Origin of the sequence: Rhizobium sp. BT-226 (genome assembly GCF_025847085.2) — a bacterium.
Classification (GTDB): Bacteria; Pseudomonadota; Alphaproteobacteria; order Rhizobiales; family Rhizobiaceae; genus Rhizobium; species Rhizobium sophorae.
Genome location: NZ_JAOYTI010000004.1, coordinates 340,924 through 354,196, shown reverse-complemented (window position 1 = coordinate 354,196; position 13,273 = coordinate 340,924). Strand labels below are relative to the sequence as shown.

15 protein-coding genes and 1 pseudogene are annotated in these 13,273 nt (G+C 60.5%); 3 read left to right on the top strand and 13 right to left on the bottom strand.

Translation table 11 applies throughout. The features are described 5' to 3' along the window. Positions 1-19: 19 nt before the first annotated feature. The 10 genes from sucC to sdhC all read right to left on the bottom strand — a co-directional run bounded on the left by sucC (position 20) and on the right by sdhC (position 8,268). The gene (sucC, locus tag OIU37_RS26235; protein ID WP_264259079.1) at positions 20-1,213 is read right to left on the bottom strand and encodes an ADP-forming succinate--CoA ligase subunit beta; all 1,194 of its coding nucleotides are present in this window, start codon (positions 1,211-1,213) and stop codon (positions 20-22) included. A gap of 36 nt (positions 1,214-1,249) precedes the next feature. Beyond that, positions 1,250-2,212, bottom strand: a complete 963-nt coding sequence (gene mdh, locus OIU37_RS26230) for a malate dehydrogenase (protein ID WP_264259077.1) — start codon at positions 2,210-2,212, stop codon at positions 1,250-1,252. 177 nt (positions 2,213-2,389) lie between these two features. Then, positions 2,390-3,553 carry a cell division protein ZapE gene (gene zapE / locus OIU37_RS26225; protein WP_264259074.1) on the bottom strand — a complete coding sequence of 388 codons (1,164 nt, stop codon included), beginning with the start codon at positions 3,551-3,553 and terminating at the stop codon, positions 2,390-2,392. Between the two features lie 47 nt (positions 3,554-3,600). Continuing rightward, on the bottom strand, positions 3,601-4,116 hold the full coding sequence (locus tag OIU37_RS26220; protein ID WP_171604605.1) for a protease inhibitor Inh/omp19 family protein: 516 nt from the start codon (positions 4,114-4,116) through the stop codon (positions 3,601-3,603). A gap of 136 nt (positions 4,117-4,252) precedes the next feature. Further along, positions 4,253-4,486 carry a hypothetical protein gene (locus tag OIU37_RS26215; protein ID WP_244956240.1) on the bottom strand — a complete coding sequence of 78 codons (234 nt, stop codon included), beginning with the start codon at positions 4,484-4,486 and terminating at the stop codon, positions 4,253-4,255. Between the two features lie 15 nt (positions 4,487-4,501). Beyond that, entirely contained in the window at positions 4,502-5,281 is a 780-nt protein-coding gene (locus OIU37_RS26210; protein WP_264259071.1) for a succinate dehydrogenase iron-sulfur subunit, read from the bottom strand. 9 nt (positions 5,282-5,290) lie between these two features. Further along, on the bottom strand, positions 5,291-5,632 hold the full coding sequence (locus tag OIU37_RS26205; protein ID WP_264259069.1) for a succinate dehydrogenase: 342 nt from the start codon (positions 5,630-5,632) through the stop codon (positions 5,291-5,293). A gap of 1 nt (position 5,633) precedes the next feature. Further along, positions 5,634-7,475, bottom strand: a complete 1,842-nt coding sequence (sdhA, locus tag OIU37_RS26200; RefSeq protein WP_171604603.1) for a succinate dehydrogenase flavoprotein subunit — start codon at positions 7,473-7,475, stop codon at positions 5,634-5,636. Between the two features lie 6 nt (positions 7,476-7,481). Beyond that, complete coding sequence (gene sdhD, locus OIU37_RS26195) at positions 7,482-7,862, bottom strand: succinate dehydrogenase, hydrophobic membrane anchor protein (RefSeq protein WP_264259067.1); 381 nt, start codon at positions 7,860-7,862, stop codon at positions 7,482-7,484. A 10-nt stretch (positions 7,863-7,872) separates the two neighbouring features. Further along, positions 7,873-8,268, bottom strand: coding sequence for a succinate dehydrogenase, cytochrome b556 subunit (gene sdhC, locus OIU37_RS26190; RefSeq protein ID WP_012559217.1), 396 nt, complete (start codon positions 8,266-8,268; stop codon positions 7,873-7,875). Positions 8,269-8,583: 315 nt separating this feature from the next. Here sdhC and OIU37_RS26185 point away from each other — a divergent pair, with 315 nt between their 5' ends. Next, positions 8,584-9,075 carry a hypothetical protein gene (locus OIU37_RS26185; RefSeq protein WP_240604046.1) on the top strand — a complete coding sequence of 164 codons (492 nt, stop codon included), beginning with the start codon at positions 8,584-8,586 and terminating at the stop codon, positions 9,073-9,075. A gap of 127 nt (positions 9,076-9,202) precedes the next feature. Here OIU37_RS26185 and OIU37_RS26180 read toward each other — a convergent pair whose 3' ends face one another. From OIU37_RS26180 to OIU37_RS26170, 3 genes and pseudogenes are all read right to left on the bottom strand, one after another. Beyond that, the gene (locus tag OIU37_RS26180; protein ID WP_264259057.1) at positions 9,203-9,556 is read right to left on the bottom strand and encodes a RidA family protein; all 354 of its coding nucleotides are present in this window, start codon (positions 9,554-9,556) and stop codon (positions 9,203-9,205) included. Positions 9,557-9,836: 280 nt separating this feature from the next. Further along, on the bottom strand, positions 9,837-10,706 hold the full coding sequence (locus OIU37_RS26175) for a LysR family transcriptional regulator (RefSeq protein WP_264259056.1): 870 nt from the start codon (positions 10,704-10,706) through the stop codon (positions 9,837-9,839). 134 nt (positions 10,707-10,840) lie between these two features. Further along, positions 10,841-11,005, bottom strand: a pseudogene (locus OIU37_RS26170) (TOBE domain-containing protein); the annotation flags it as partial. A 214-nt stretch (positions 11,006-11,219) separates the two neighbouring features. Between OIU37_RS26170 and speB the strand changes: the two are divergent. Next, a complete protein-coding gene (speB, locus tag OIU37_RS26165; RefSeq protein WP_264259054.1) occupies positions 11,220-12,281 on the top strand; it encodes an agmatinase in 1,062 nt (353 codons plus the stop codon). A gap of 84 nt (positions 12,282-12,365) precedes the next feature. Then, positions 12,366-13,163: a transporter substrate-binding domain-containing protein gene (locus OIU37_RS26160; RefSeq protein ID WP_129421968.1), complete on the top strand. Its 798-nt coding sequence runs from the start codon at positions 12,366-12,368 to the stop codon at positions 13,161-13,163. Positions 13,164-13,273: the final 110 nt, after the last annotated feature.

Below are 13,273 nucleotides of genomic sequence, written 5' to 3'. Positions count from 1 at the left end.
TCTTTCAGATCCTTCAAAATTAGCCGTTGATCGCCGCGACGATCTTCTTGGCCGCATCGTCCAAGTCGTCGGCCGCCGTGATCGCCAGACCCGACTCGTTCAGGATCTTCTTGCCGAGCTCGACATTGGTGCCCTCAAGGCGCACGACGAGCGGAACCTTGAGGCCGACTTCCTTGACCGCGGCAATCACGCCTTCGGCAATGACGTCGCACTTCATGATGCCGCCGAAGATGTTGACGAGAATGCCTTCGACCTTGGGGTCTGCGGTGATGATCTTGAAAGCGGCAGCAACCTTCTCCTTGCCGGCGCCGCCGCCGACGTCGCAGAAGTTAGCCGGCTCCTTGCCGTAGAGCTTGATGATGTCCATCGTCGCCATGGCAAGGCCTGCACCATTGACCATGCAGCCGATGTTGCCGTCGAGCGCGACATAGGCGAGGTCCCACTTCGAGGCCTCGATTTCCTTGGCGTCTTCTTCGGTCTCGTCCCGCAGCACCTTGACGTCGTCGTGACGGAAGAGCGCATTGCCATCGAAAGACATCTTGGCATCGAGGACGCGCAGATGGCCGTCCTTCATGACGATCAGCGGGTTGATCTCCAGCAGAGCCATGTCTTTCTCGCCGAAGGCCTTGTAGAGCATCGGGAAAAGCGTCTTGGCGTCTTCGGCCGCAGCACCCTCGAGCTGAAAAGCCTTGGAAATCGCAGCAACGTCGGCAGCCGTCACGCCGGCTTCCGGATCGATGGCGATCGTCTGGATCCTCTCGGGCGTGTCGTGGGCGACAGCTTCGATGTCCATGCCGCCTTCGGTGGAGACCACGAAGGCCACGCGACCGACCGAGCGGTCGACCAGCAGCGAGCAATAGAGCTCGCGAGCGATGTCGGCGCCGTCTTCGATGTAAAGGCGGTTGACCTGCTTGCCGGTTTCGCCGGTCTGCGCCGTCACCAGCGTGTTGCCCAGCATTTCCTTGGCATGGGCGACGACTTCGTCGATCGACTTGGCGAGACGCACGCCGCCCTTGGCTTCCGGCGACAGCTCCTTGAACTTGCCCTTGCCGCGGCCGCCGGCATGGATTTGGCTCTTGACCACGTAAAGCGGACCGGGAAGCGACTTGGCGGCAGCCTCGGCTTCTTCAACCTTGAGAATAGCCACACCTTCGGCAACCGGCGCGCCATAGCCCTTCAGCAGAGCCTTGGCCTGATATTCATGAATGTTCATGGGTGTATCCCTGTTTCGATTACTTCAGCCCAGCGACTACTTGAGGGCAGGCGCGATGTTGATGCAGGCTTCGCAGAGACCGGCGACGGCGCCGACGGACTTGTCGAAGGCTTCCTTCTCGGTCTTGTTGAGATCGATCTCGATGATGCGCTCGACGCCGCCGGCGCCGATGACGGTGGGAACGCCGACATACATGTCCTTGACGCCGTACTGACCGGAGAGGTGGGCCGCGCAGGGCAGAACGCGCTTCTTGTCCTTGAGGTAGGATTCGGCCATCTCGATCGCCGAGGCGGCCGGCGCGTAATAGGCCGAGCCGGTCTTCAGCAGGCCGACGATTTCGGCGCCGCCGTCACGGGTGCGCTGGATGATCTCTTCGAGGCGCTCCTTGGTGACCCAGCCCATGTTGACGAGATCGGTGAGCGGAATGCCGCCGACCGTCGAATAGCGGGCGAGCGGCACCATCGTGTCGCCGTGGCCGCCGAGAACGAAGGCCGTGACGTCCTGGACGGACACGTTGAATTCCTTGGCGAGGAAAAGACGGAAACGCGAGGAGTCGAGAACGCCGGCCATTCCGACGACCTTGTTGGCCGGAAGACCGGAAAACTTCTGCAGCGCCCAGACCATGGCGTCGAGCGGATTGGTGATGCAGATCACGAAGGCGTTGGGAGCATATTTCTTGATGCCGGCGCCGACCTGCTCCATGACCTTGAGGTTGATGCCGAGAAGGTCATCACGGCTCATGCCGGGCTTGCGGGCGACGCCCGCCGTGACGATGCAGACGTCAGCGCCCTCGATCGCGGAATAGTCGCTGGCGCCCGTCAGATTGACGTCGAAGCCTTCGACCGGCGACGACTGGGAAATATCGAGACCCTTGCCCTGGGGAATGCCGTCCGCGATGTCGAAGAGAACGATGTCGCCCAGTTCCTTCAGGCCGGCGAGGTGCGCCAGCGTGCCACCAATCATGCCAGAACCAATGAGTGCGATCTTGTTACGCGCCATTTTCGCTGTTTCCTTTGCGATCAAATTCGTCGGACGGACGCGCAAGGCACCGCCCAATGACGCAATCGCATAGACCCAAAGCCCAAAAATGGCAATCCATTAATTTTGATGCAGCGTTTTCAATCGTTTAGATACAAAAATTCTTACGTAAACGTAAGATATTCTGTCACCAAATTGTTACTCTGCGGCGCGTTTTTCATGGTGCAGCGCAAGATATTCCGCACTGCGCATCTCGAACAAGCGCGATGCCGTGCGGTCGAATTCGAAGCTCTCGGTGCCCCGGCGATGCAGCAGCAGTTCCTCCGGCATGGCCGCCGCGGAAATGTAAAGCCGCACGGCATGATCGTAGAACGTATCGACAAGAATGATGAACCGTTTGATCTGGTTCCGCTTTTCCGGCCCGAGCAACGGAATGTGATCGAGGAAGACCGTATCGAAACGTTCGGCGATGGCCAGAAAGTCGACCGCGCCGAGCGGTTTGTCGCAAAGATCGGCGAAAGAGAAGCGCGCCATGCGGTCGACGGCGAGCGGTACATGGATGTGGCGCCCCTTCATCGGGATATCCAGCGGTTGCGCCTTGCGCCCATGCAGCGCCTGCGTCCAGGACGCGTCCATCGCCATGTCGTTATGCTCGTTGATCGGCACCAGATAGACCGGCTGACTGCTCAGCTTCTCCATCCGGTAGTCGGTCGGCGAATCCAGGGTGACGACATCGACATGCTGCTTCAGCAAGGCGACGAAGGGCAGGAAGAGGCCGCGATTGAGACCATCCGTGTAGAGATTGTCGGGCTCGACGTTCGAGGTCGCGACCAGCACGCATCCGCGCGCGAAAAGCTCGGAGAACAGCCGCGACAGGATCATCGCATCGGCGATGTCGGTGACCGTGAACTCGTCGAAGCAGAGCAGTTCTGCCTCGTCGTAGAGCGCTGCCGCGACCGGCGGCATCGGATCGGCCTGCCTGGTCTCGCCGTTCTTGAGCTTCAGCCGGTGCGCCGCGATGCGGTTGTGCACATCTGCCATGAATTCGTGGAAATGCGCCCGGCGTTTCTTCCGGCATGGCGCCATGGCGAAAAACATGTCCATCAGCATGGTCTTGCCGCGCCCGACGCTGCCGTGGATATAAAGCCCCTTGATGCCGTCGGCGGATTTCTTCTTGGCGGCAAACAGCCAGCCGAGCGCGCTCGATTTTGCCGCCGGCCGCCGCTGCTTCAGCCCGGCGAGCACCCGGTCGAGGCTCTTTGCCACGTCTAATTGAGCGGAATCGACCTGGAGCGCGCCCGATGCGGTCAGCGCTTTAAGCTGTTCGCAGACGCTGAGCGCATAATCCGGCATTGGTTGCATGAGGGCATATCCGCCTGTCAGTCAACGGCGGAGACCCGCCGGAACATTTACCGGCTGAGACTGATCGACTGACCTGTGCTCGTCTGTCCCTCAAAACGGTTATCTGCCGTCTTGTAGACGCTGCCGAGCTGGTTGCCCGAGCGGTCCTTGAGCAGCACCTGCTTGCCGGCGACCTCCCAGGAGCCCATCGCCGTCAGCTCGCCGACGCAGCCACGCGTTCCGCCGCGCGATCCGCTGCCGAGATTGGTCAGCGTCAGGAACATGTCGCAGCTGCCGTTGACACGCCAGCTTCCGACCATCGATTCCTTGGTGATATCGAGCGCATTCGCGGCCATTGCGCCGGGCTGAGCGCCCGGCATCGGCGCCGTCGCCGTCGGCGCGGCCGGAAACTGCGAGCTGCCGGTCGGCGGCGGAAGCTGCCCGCCCTGCACCGAGGGAACGGGCTGCGCCGTCAACGGCGCCGGGCCGGCACTGGCGTTGGAGCTGTAATCATATGCCGTACGCTGACAACCGGCTAGCGACAGAACCACCACCAGACCTGTCATCGCATATCGCAACTGCATCATCATACTCCTGAATTCGGCCATCGCCGTAGAGAAACGGGCGTGAGACAAGTCCGATTATCGTAATTCGCTTTGGTTAATCAAGTCGGGCGGCATAAATTGCCCGTGACAACAACTAACCAAAAAACGATACAGTTCAACTGTCCCGCTGCAAAACTTCCTGCACATAGAATTTGTCAGCAAGGTGGTGCGCGCGTTCATCTCTGTCAGGATCCCTGTCGAACTCACCCAATATCCCGGAATGGCGCTCCAGCGCACCCTGCAGAGGGATTGCACCAGCACCGATGCAGAGGCCTTGTTCGCGCACCGAGGCAAGCCACGACCTGATCTCGGTGACGGCTTCGGGATCGAAGCCGTCTATCCCCGCCATCGGTACCGAGGCTGATCAAACGCGGCGCTCGACCATCATCTTCTTGATTTCGGCGATCGCCTTGGCCGGGTTGAGGCCCTTCGGGCAGGTCTGCGCACAGTTCATGATCGTGTGGCAGCGATAGAGGCGGAACGGGTCCTCGAGATTGTCGAGGCGCTCGCCGGTCGCCTCGTCTCTGGAATCGATCAGCCAGCGATAGGCCTGCAGCAGAACGGCCGGACCGAGATAGCGGTCGCCATTCCACCAATAGCTCGGACAGGAGGTCGAGCAGCAGGCGCAGAGGATGCATTCATAGAGGCCGTCGAGCTTCTGCCGGTCCTCGTGGCTCTGCTTCCATTCCTTGGCCGGCGCCGGCGACACCGTCTTCAGCCACGGCTCGATCGAACGATGCTGGGCATAGAAATTGGTGAGGTCCGGAACCAGATCCTTGACGACGGGCAGATGCGGCAGCGGATAGATCTTCACCGCACCCTTGATATCGTCGAGACCTTTGGTGCAGGCGAGCGTATTCGTGCCGTCGATATTCATCGCGCAGGAGCCGCAGATGCCCTCGCGACAGGAGCGGCGCAGCGTCAGCGTCGGGTCGATCTTGTTCTTGACGTAGAGCAGACCGTCGAGCACCATCGGGCCGCAATCGTCGACATCGATGTAGAAGGTATCGATCGACGGGTTCTGACCGTCGTCGGGGCTCCAGCGGTAGACGCGGAACTCGCGGGTGTTCGTCGCACCCGCCGGCTTCGGCCAGACCTTGCCTTCGCGCATCTGGGAGTTTTTGGGGAGAGCGAGTTCAACCATAGTAAGATCCTAGTTTGCCGACAGGAATTCTGTCTTCACATAACCCTTGCAACCGCCGAACACAGCGTTGCTGGCACGAACGAAGGCCACTGCACCAGAACGTTCCAAAACATCTGCTTTAGTTCCGGGTCGAACCACACAAGCGAGATCCTTGGACATGAACTGATTGCCGACAACCAGGGAATCGTGGGCAGCCTGAGCCGCTTTGGCCGAATTCCAAACTCCAACTTCGTTACTTGTGGCGGCACCGACGCCGCCTGGAGCTCGCAACTTGTAGCGATCGGCCGGCAAGGCAGAGGACGACACCATCAAGGTAACCGCGACAATCGAGAGAAAGACAGCTTTCTTCATTTTAGTATACACGCGCCTTCGGCTCGATCTTGTGCGGATCGATGCCTTCGGCAATGAGCTCGGTGTGAACCGGCCGGTAGTCGAGCTTGACGTCGCCTGCCTCGTTGACCCAGGCGAGCGTGTGTTTGCGCCAGTTGACGTCGTCGCGGCCGGCGAATGCACCTTCGGTATAGTCTTCGCGTGCATGCGAACCGCGGCTCTCCTTGCGGGCCTCAGCGCCGTAGATGGTGGTGATGGCGTTGGCCATCAGGTTCTGCAGCTCCAGCGTCTCGACCAGATCCGAGTTCCAGATCATCGAGCGGTCGGTGACCTTGATGTCCTTCATCTCGCCCCAGATCGCCGAGATACGCTGGCAGCCGGATTCCAGCGATTCCTGCGTGCGGAAGACGGCGGCGTCTTCCTGCATGGCGCGCTGCATCTTCTCGCGCAGTTCCGCCGTCGGCGTGCCGCCGCTGGCATGACGCAGACCGTCGAAGCGGTCCATGATCTTGTCGCAGGCTGCGACATTGAGATGCGGGATCGGCGCAGCGCGGTCGATCACCTCGCCGGCGCGGATCGCAGCGGCCCGGCCGAAGACCACGAGGTCGATCAGCGAGTTGGAGCCGAGGCGGTTGGCGCCGTGCACCGAGGCACAGCCGGCTTCACCCACGGCCATCAAACCGGGGATGATCCGTTCCGGATTGGCACCGTCGGCGTTCAGCACTTCGCCCCAATAATTCGTGGGAATGCCGCCCATATTGTAGTGAACGGTCGGCAGAACCGGGATCGGCTCGCGCGTGACGTCGACGCCGGCGAAGATCTTAGCGCTCTCGGAAATCCCCGGCAGGCGTTCATGAAGAACGGCCGGATCGAGATGATCGAGATGCAGGAAAATGTGGTCCTTCGCCTTGCCGACACCGCGGCCCTCGCGGATTTCCAGAGTCATGCAGCGCGAAACGACGTCGCGCGAGGCAAGGTCCTTGGCCGAAGGCGCGTAACGCTCCATGAAGCGCTCGCCCTCGGAATTGACGAGATAGCCGCCTTCGCCGCGCGCGCCTTCGGTGATCAGACAGCCCGAACCGTAAATGCCGGTCGGATGGAACTGGACGAATTCCATGTCCTGCAGCGGCAGGCCGGCGCGCGCCACCATGCCTCCGCCGTCGCCGGTGCAGGTATGGGCTGATGTTGCCGAGAAATAGGCGCGGCCGTAGCCGCCGGTCGCCAGCACTACCATCTTGGCGGCGAAGCGGTGGATCGTGCCGTCATCGAGGCACCAGGCGACGACGCCGATGCAGCGGCTGCCGTCTTCCGACATGATCAGGTCGAGCGCGAAATACTCGATGAAGAATTCGGCATTGTTGCGCAGCGACTGGCCGTAAAGCGTATGCAGGATGGCGTGGCCGGTACGGTCGGCGACGGCGCAGGTGCGCTGTACCGGCGGGCCTTCGCCGTAATTCTGCATATGGCCGCCGAACGGGCGCTGATAGATCTTGCCTTCCTCGTTGCGCGAGAACGGCACGCCGTAATGCTCGAGCTCATAGACCGCCTTCGGCGCTTCCATAGTGAGATATTGCATGGCGTCAACGTCGCCGAGCCAGTCGGAACCCTTGACGGTGTCGTAGAGGTGCCACTGCCAGCTATCCGGCGTCATGTTGCGCAGCGAAGCGGCGATGCCGCCCTGGGCCGCGACCGTATGCGAGCGGGTCGGGAAGACCTTGGTGATGCAGGCCGTGCGGAAACCCTGCTCGGCCATGCCGAGCGTGGCGCGCAGCCCGGCGCCGCCGGCGCCGACGACGATCACGTCGTAGGAGTGATCGACATACTTGTAGGCTTTGCCATTCTGGGCGGGTGAAGTCGGTGCCATGTCAGTCTATCCTACGAATGCGATTTTCAGAATGGCGAAGAGACAGAGGCCGGCAATCAGGATCGCAAAGAACGTGTTCAGCATCAGGAGAGCGATCTTGCCGAACTCGCCATGCACGTAATCCTCGATGATGACCTGCATGCCGAGCCTCATGTGAATGACTCCGGAGATCACCATCAGCCCCATGACGACCGCGATGAAGGGGTTCGACAGCGCGCGAACCACATCCGCATAGGGCGCGCCGGCATAGGCGAGCATGAAGATGACGAAGAACAGGATGAGCGGAACATTGGCGACGGCCGTCAGCCGCTGGCGCCAGAAATGGTCCGTGCCGTCCTTGGCGGAGCCGAGCCCGCGAACCTTGCCGAGGGGGGTGCGCATATCCATGAGAGGACCTTCAGAAGCGAATGAGGAAGCCGATCACCCAGACCAGCACGGTCAGACAGAGCGACCCGATGATGTTGGCGATGGCGAGCTTGGTCGAGAATTCTTTCCCGAAGCCATAGCCGAGATCCCACATGAAGTGGCGGAAGCCGCCGAGCATGTGGTGCAGCAACGCCCAGGTATAGCCGAGAAGCACGAGCTTGCCGAGAAGGCTGCCGAGCACCCAGTTGGCCCAGTCATAGGAGCCCTGGCCGCTTGCCGCCGCGATCAGCCACCAGGCGACGAGCAGCGTGCCGACGTAGAGCGCGCCGCCGGTAATGCGGTGGACGATGGACATGACCATGGTGGGAATAGGCTTGTAGATTTGCAGATGCGGCGATAGGGGCCGGTTATTTGTCACGTTCGCCATCAGAACCTCGCGGCGGCTTCTCTGCGCTCCCGGATTTCGGAGCATGCTCAGTCAACCACACGAATGACAAAATTCTCTGTGTGCGTTGCATCAATTGCGACGTTTAATCACCGGGAACGCCGACGACAAGCACAATCGCTGTCTGCTTTTAATTTAATCGATTCGCGTTACCGGGAAGTTTGCAGGCTAAAGAAACTGGTCTCTTCCGCTCAAATTTTGTGCCGGTTGTCGGACCTGAATGGACAAGCGCCGCCTTTTGGCGCAATCTGGCGTTAACGATTTGTTAGGGATCGGAATTCCGGAGGCCGGCCACCCATGTTTCGCAGTCTGTCCGCAGTCGCCCTGCTTGCCCTGTCCGCACTCGCTGCACTTCCCGCCGAAGCCGGCGACCGCCGTCATGATCGTCGCTTTTCCGACCACCGCCACGCTTTTCATGGCGGACTGCTTCTCGGCGAACGTGTGAACTGGCGCAATCGCGGCATCCGTTTCGACAATGCCTATCGATATCGGAACCGCAAAGAACGGATGCCGTTCCTGAAACAGTTTTCATCGCCGGCGACCAATCGCGTCACCCGCAACAATATCATCGTCGTCGTACCCCAGGCGCAGAGTGACGGCGGCGACACCTATGCTGGTACGTCTTACGTCTATCAGGCCGATGGCGGAACCTATGTCGGCGGCGAGCGCTATGGCTTCTATCCTCCCGCGCGGCCTGAGCCGCTGGCCCCGAAAGCGAAAGTCATCGATATTGCAGTGCAGGACGATCCCTGTGCCTATGAGGCCAATGTCTGCGTCATCCGGCCTTAGAGCATGTCGCGCAAAGTGTGCCGCGGTTTTGCGACAACGACATGCGTGAGAACAAAGACCTAAAGCGCGAGGAGCGAATTTGAAAGATTGCGACGCGCTTTAGGGCACGATGACGAACATAGGCGGCTCAAATGTGCCCGGCCCCACTCTTTCGTGACGCGGCTACGTCAATACGGATGGCGCACATCGGCGGGAGATTCTTGTCCTCAAACGTCGCCCGCCGTGGCGTTCCGCTATCCGGCATCCAAGCATCCCAGGCTCTGTTCATTTCCTCGAATGAGGCAAGATCGCTGAGCCAGATGTTGGCGAGAATGATTTCTGACTTGTCGGTACCTTCGCGCAGCAGCATGTCATCGATGCGCTCCAGTATTTCGTTGGTCTGCGCCGTCACGCTCGCTCCCCGCGTGAGGTTTGCAACTTGGCCAGGCAGATAGGCGGCATCCGCGAGGAGAGTTTCGTCAACTTTGGCTTGCCCCATCATCGTATTCGCAGACTTCCATCAATGCTCGAGATTGGGCCGTCGACCCTTCATGGATCACTGTGGGGCTTCGCTGGCCACTCCGGTAGAGGGAATTAAATTGACCCGATATAATGGAAGCTGAACGCTCCTAAAGCATGTCGCGCAAAAGTGTGCAGCGGTTTTGCGACAACGACATGCGTAAAAACAAAGACCTAAAGCGCGACAGCGAATCTGAAAGATCGCGACGCGCTTTAGAACATGATGGCCTCCGAAAACCGATCACACTTTTCGGCATCATGCTCTAGCTGGACAATATGGCCGTATGCCGCGAAATGAAGTCCACAAGGTAGCGCGCGCCTTCGGCCGTCTCGGGTTGAGCATACAGACCGATCTCGATGCGCACCGGACCGGGCAGATCCGCCGATCTGTCAAGCGTCCGGCAGCCCTCCGGTTTCGTGGTGAGCATCATTGGCGCGATACCGATACCGACGCGAACCGCGGTCGCCATGGCGACCAGCGTCGATGCGACACACGCCGTCTTCCATCTGACGTTCCGCTGGGACAGCGCCGCAATCGTCGGGAGCGTCCAGGGACACTCCTCCTCGAACATAATGATGGGAAGCGGTTTTTCTGCATCCACCACGAAGTCGGATCTGACCGTCCACATCAAATATTCGGTCCAGATCAGGGTCGGTTTTCGCGAGAGGCAGGTGATGTCGCAAACCACGAGATCCAGCTTCCTGTCTTCAAACAGTTTGGCGAGGCGGCGATTCGGCTCGACAATGATGTCGATCTCGACCTTCGGGTTCTGGGCTCGGAAGTCACTAAGAATGTCGATCAGGTGGCCTGCTGCGAAGTCCTCAACGACGCCGAGGCGAATGCGGTCCTCGATCATCTTGCCTGTCAGCCTTTTCCCGACCTCGTCGCTGAGGGCGACCATTTCGCGGGCATAAGCCAGCATGATCTGCCCATGGCTCGTCAGCTCGAGGCCTTTTGACGAACGCGAAAACAGCGTAACGCCGACAAGCTCCTCCAGCTTGCGGATCTGCATGCTCACGGCCGCCTGCGTTCTGTTCAGCTTGACGGCTGCTCCATTGACGGTGCCGATCTCCGCGACGGTCAGAAATGCACGAAGCAGATAGGAATCAAGATCAAGCATCAGAAGCCGCATTCCATACTTTGTGGCGCTCGAGAGCCGAGGGCCTCTCTGCCCGTAAGTGGATATTGGACGAACCATGTCCTTCCGGCAACTGGTGACCCTTAGCCCCCGGGCGCAGTGCAGGCTGCGGCCCCATCAATGCCAGCTTATCGCGCGAAGAGAACGCATGCCTCGGGCGGAATGGAAACGCTGATCTCCTGCCCGCGAGCGAAGGCTATGTCTGCGCGGTTCGGGCAAGCCGAGATTATGCGGTCGCCACTGACGAGGTCCAGAACGACATGCCTGAAGGCACCGAGTGTCACGACGTCGGCAGACTGCTTGGAGGTTACCAACCGCGGTAGTGGGAAAATTCTCGCCGGGTTATAAAGTTTTCTGAATATACCGATGGACGCGCTAGCCGCATCGCGGAGCCTCGGCAGACCTGGTCTATCAAGAATCGTTATATCCCCTCTCGAATTTTCGCGGTTCCAAGAAAAGCGGGCGGCGCCGATGATGATGGCAGCATCAATACCGTGGGAGCCTGCCTTGACCATTGACCGGGATTTTCTGGAAGACTTGAGAAAGCGCTTCGGCAACGCTGCAGGCGGGGAGATGGAAGATCCGCACTTCCGCGCCGTGGCGGCGAGCGTATTCAAGGACGGCGACAGCCGCAAATGGCCCTTCGCCGATCCTGCGACCTTTCTGGATGCCCGTTTCATCGAGAACGGTTTGCGGCCCGAGGTGCTTGAGGCGCTTGACGTGGCTTTGATCGGCGTGCCGATGGACCTCGGCGTCACCAATCGCGCCGGCGCGCGGCTAGGCCCGCGGGCCGTTCGGGCGGTCGAGCGTGTGGGGCCTTACGAGCATGTTCTGCGTGTCGCGCCGATGGGAGGGCTAAAGGTCGCCGATGTCGGCGACGTGCCGATGCGCAGCCGGTTCGGCCTGGCCGAGTGTCATGCCGACATCGAGGCCTGCTACCGGATGATCGCGGCAACCGGGGTTATCCCGCTGTCGGTCGGCGGCGACCATTCGATCTCCGGCGCCATCCTCAAGGGCCTGGCGGCCAGCCAGCCGGTAGGCATGATCCACATCGACGCTCATTGCGACACCGCTGGTCCCTATGAGGGCTCCAAGTTCCATCACGGCGCGCCCTTCCGCGAGGCGGTTCTGGCAGGCGTGCTCGATCCAAAGCGTACGATCCAGATCGGCATCCGCGGCGGCGCCGAATATCTCTGGGAGTTCTCCTTTGCCTCCGGCATGACCGTCATTCACGCCGAAGAGGTGGCGGAGATGGGGCTCAAGGCCGTGATCGCAAAGGCTCTGGAGGTTGTCGGCGCCGGTCCGACCTATCTCAGTTTCGACGTGGACAGCCTCGATCCGGCCTTCGCTCCGGGAACCGGCACGCCAGAAGTCGGCGGGCTTCAGCCGAGGGAGGCCCTAACCCTGCTGCGCGGTTTCAAGGGCATCAACCTCGTCGGTGGCGACGTCGTGGAAATCGCGCCGCAATACGACAACACCACCAACACCGCGCAGATCGCCGCGCAGGTCCTTTTCGAACTCCTGTGCCTCGCGATGTTCAGTCCCGCGGTCAGGACAAAGGTGACCTGAGAACCAGCTCCACAACGGCAGCGTGCCTCGTGCCCGCTGCCATCCATCACCTGTCGCACAACACGTCTCAAAAAGGGGAACGACATGACTGCTCTTATGAAATTGCGCTACACCGCCACCGCGGCAATTGCCGTATTCGGCATCCTGGCAGGGGCCGCGCAGGCCGACGAACTTGCCGATATCAAGGCCGCAGGCGAGATAAACATCGGCATCTTCTCCGATTTCCCGCCCTTCTCTTCGGCAAGCGCCGATATGAGCATCAAGGGCTATGACGTCGACGTCGCCCAGAAGATCGCCGACGGGCTCGGCGTGAAACTCAATCTCGTCAGTGTTACCGGCCAGAACAGGATCGCCTACCTGAACGACGACCGTGTCGACCTGCTGATGAGCGTCGGCTATTCGAAGGAGCGTGCCGAGGTTATCGATTTTGCCGCCGCGTACGCCCCCTACTATATCGCCGTCATCGGTCCGGCTGCGCTGAAGGTGAGCGGCAAGGAAGACCTCGCCGACAAGACCGTTGCCGTCAATCGTGGGACGCTCGAAGACACGTCGCTGACGGCCGTCGCCCCCGGCTCGGCTGCGATCCAGCGTTTCGAGAACTATAATTCGGTCATCCAGGCCTTCATATCCGGCCAGACCCAGTTGATGGTCGTCGGCAACGATGTCGGTGCGCAGGTCCTGGCACGACAGGACGAGCTGAAGCCGGAGCAGAAGTTCCAGCTCCTCAGCTCCCCCTCGCACATCGCGCTCCGCAAGGGCGAGGAAGGCCTGAAGAAGGCTGTCAATGACAGCGTCGCCGCAATGATCGCCGATGGTTCGCTCGACGCAAGCTCGAAGAGTTGGCTGAAAGCGCCGCTCAACCCTGAAAACCTGAAGGACTGACGAGCACCGCCTCCCACTCACCAAAGCATGATGCCGAAAACTGCAAGCGATTGCGGTGGCATCATGCTTCAATTCTTTGGTTGAGAGGCGGATCGGGATTTCGGGCCGAC

Bases quoted from the DNA above. Each gene is read 5' to 3' on its own strand.
- OIU37_RS26185 (WP_240604046.1), top strand. From the start codon at position 8,584: ATGTTTCGCAGTCTGTCCGCAGTCGCCCTGCTTGCCCTGTCCGCACTC.
- OIU37_RS26180 (WP_264259057.1), bottom strand. From the start codon at position 9,556: ATGATGGGGCAAGCCAAAGTTGACGAAACTCTCCTCGCGGATGCCGCC.
- sucC (WP_264259079.1), bottom strand. From the start codon at position 1,213: ATGAACATTCATGAATATCAGGCCAAGGCTCTGCTGAAGGGCTATGGC.
- OIU37_RS26210 (WP_264259071.1), bottom strand. From the start codon at position 5,281: ATGGTTGAACTCGCTCTCCCCAAAAACTCCCAGATGCGCGAAGGCAAG.
- OIU37_RS26160 (WP_129421968.1), top strand. From the start codon at position 12,366: ATGACTGCTCTTATGAAATTGCGCTACACCGCCACCGCGGCAATTGCC.
- sdhA (WP_171604603.1), bottom strand. From the start codon at position 7,475: ATGGCACCGACTTCACCCGCCCAGAATGGCAAAGCCTACAAGTATGTC.
- zapE (WP_264259074.1), bottom strand. From the start codon at position 3,553: ATGCAACCAATGCCGGATTATGCGCTCAGCGTCTGCGAACAGCTTAAA.
- OIU37_RS26205 (WP_264259069.1), bottom strand. From the start codon at position 5,632: ATGAAGAAAGCTGTCTTTCTCTCGATTGTCGCGGTTACCTTGATGGTG.
- OIU37_RS26215 (WP_244956240.1), bottom strand. From the start codon at position 4,486: ATGGCGGGGATAGACGGCTTCGATCCCGAAGCCGTCACCGAGATCAGG.
- sdhD (WP_264259067.1), bottom strand. From the start codon at position 7,862: ATGGATATGCGCACCCCCCTCGGCAAGGTTCGCGGGCTCGGCTCCGCC.
- OIU37_RS26220 (WP_171604605.1), bottom strand. From the start codon at position 4,116: ATGCAGTTGCGATATGCGATGACAGGTCTGGTGGTGGTTCTGTCGCTA.
- sdhC (WP_012559217.1), bottom strand. From the start codon at position 8,268: ATGGCGAACGTGACAAATAACCGGCCCCTATCGCCGCATCTGCAAATC.
- OIU37_RS26175 (WP_264259056.1), bottom strand. From the start codon at position 10,706: ATGCGGCTTCTGATGCTTGATCTTGATTCCTATCTGCTTCGTGCATTT.
- mdh (WP_264259077.1), bottom strand. From the start codon at position 2,212: ATGGCGCGTAACAAGATCGCACTCATTGGTTCTGGCATGATTGGTGGC.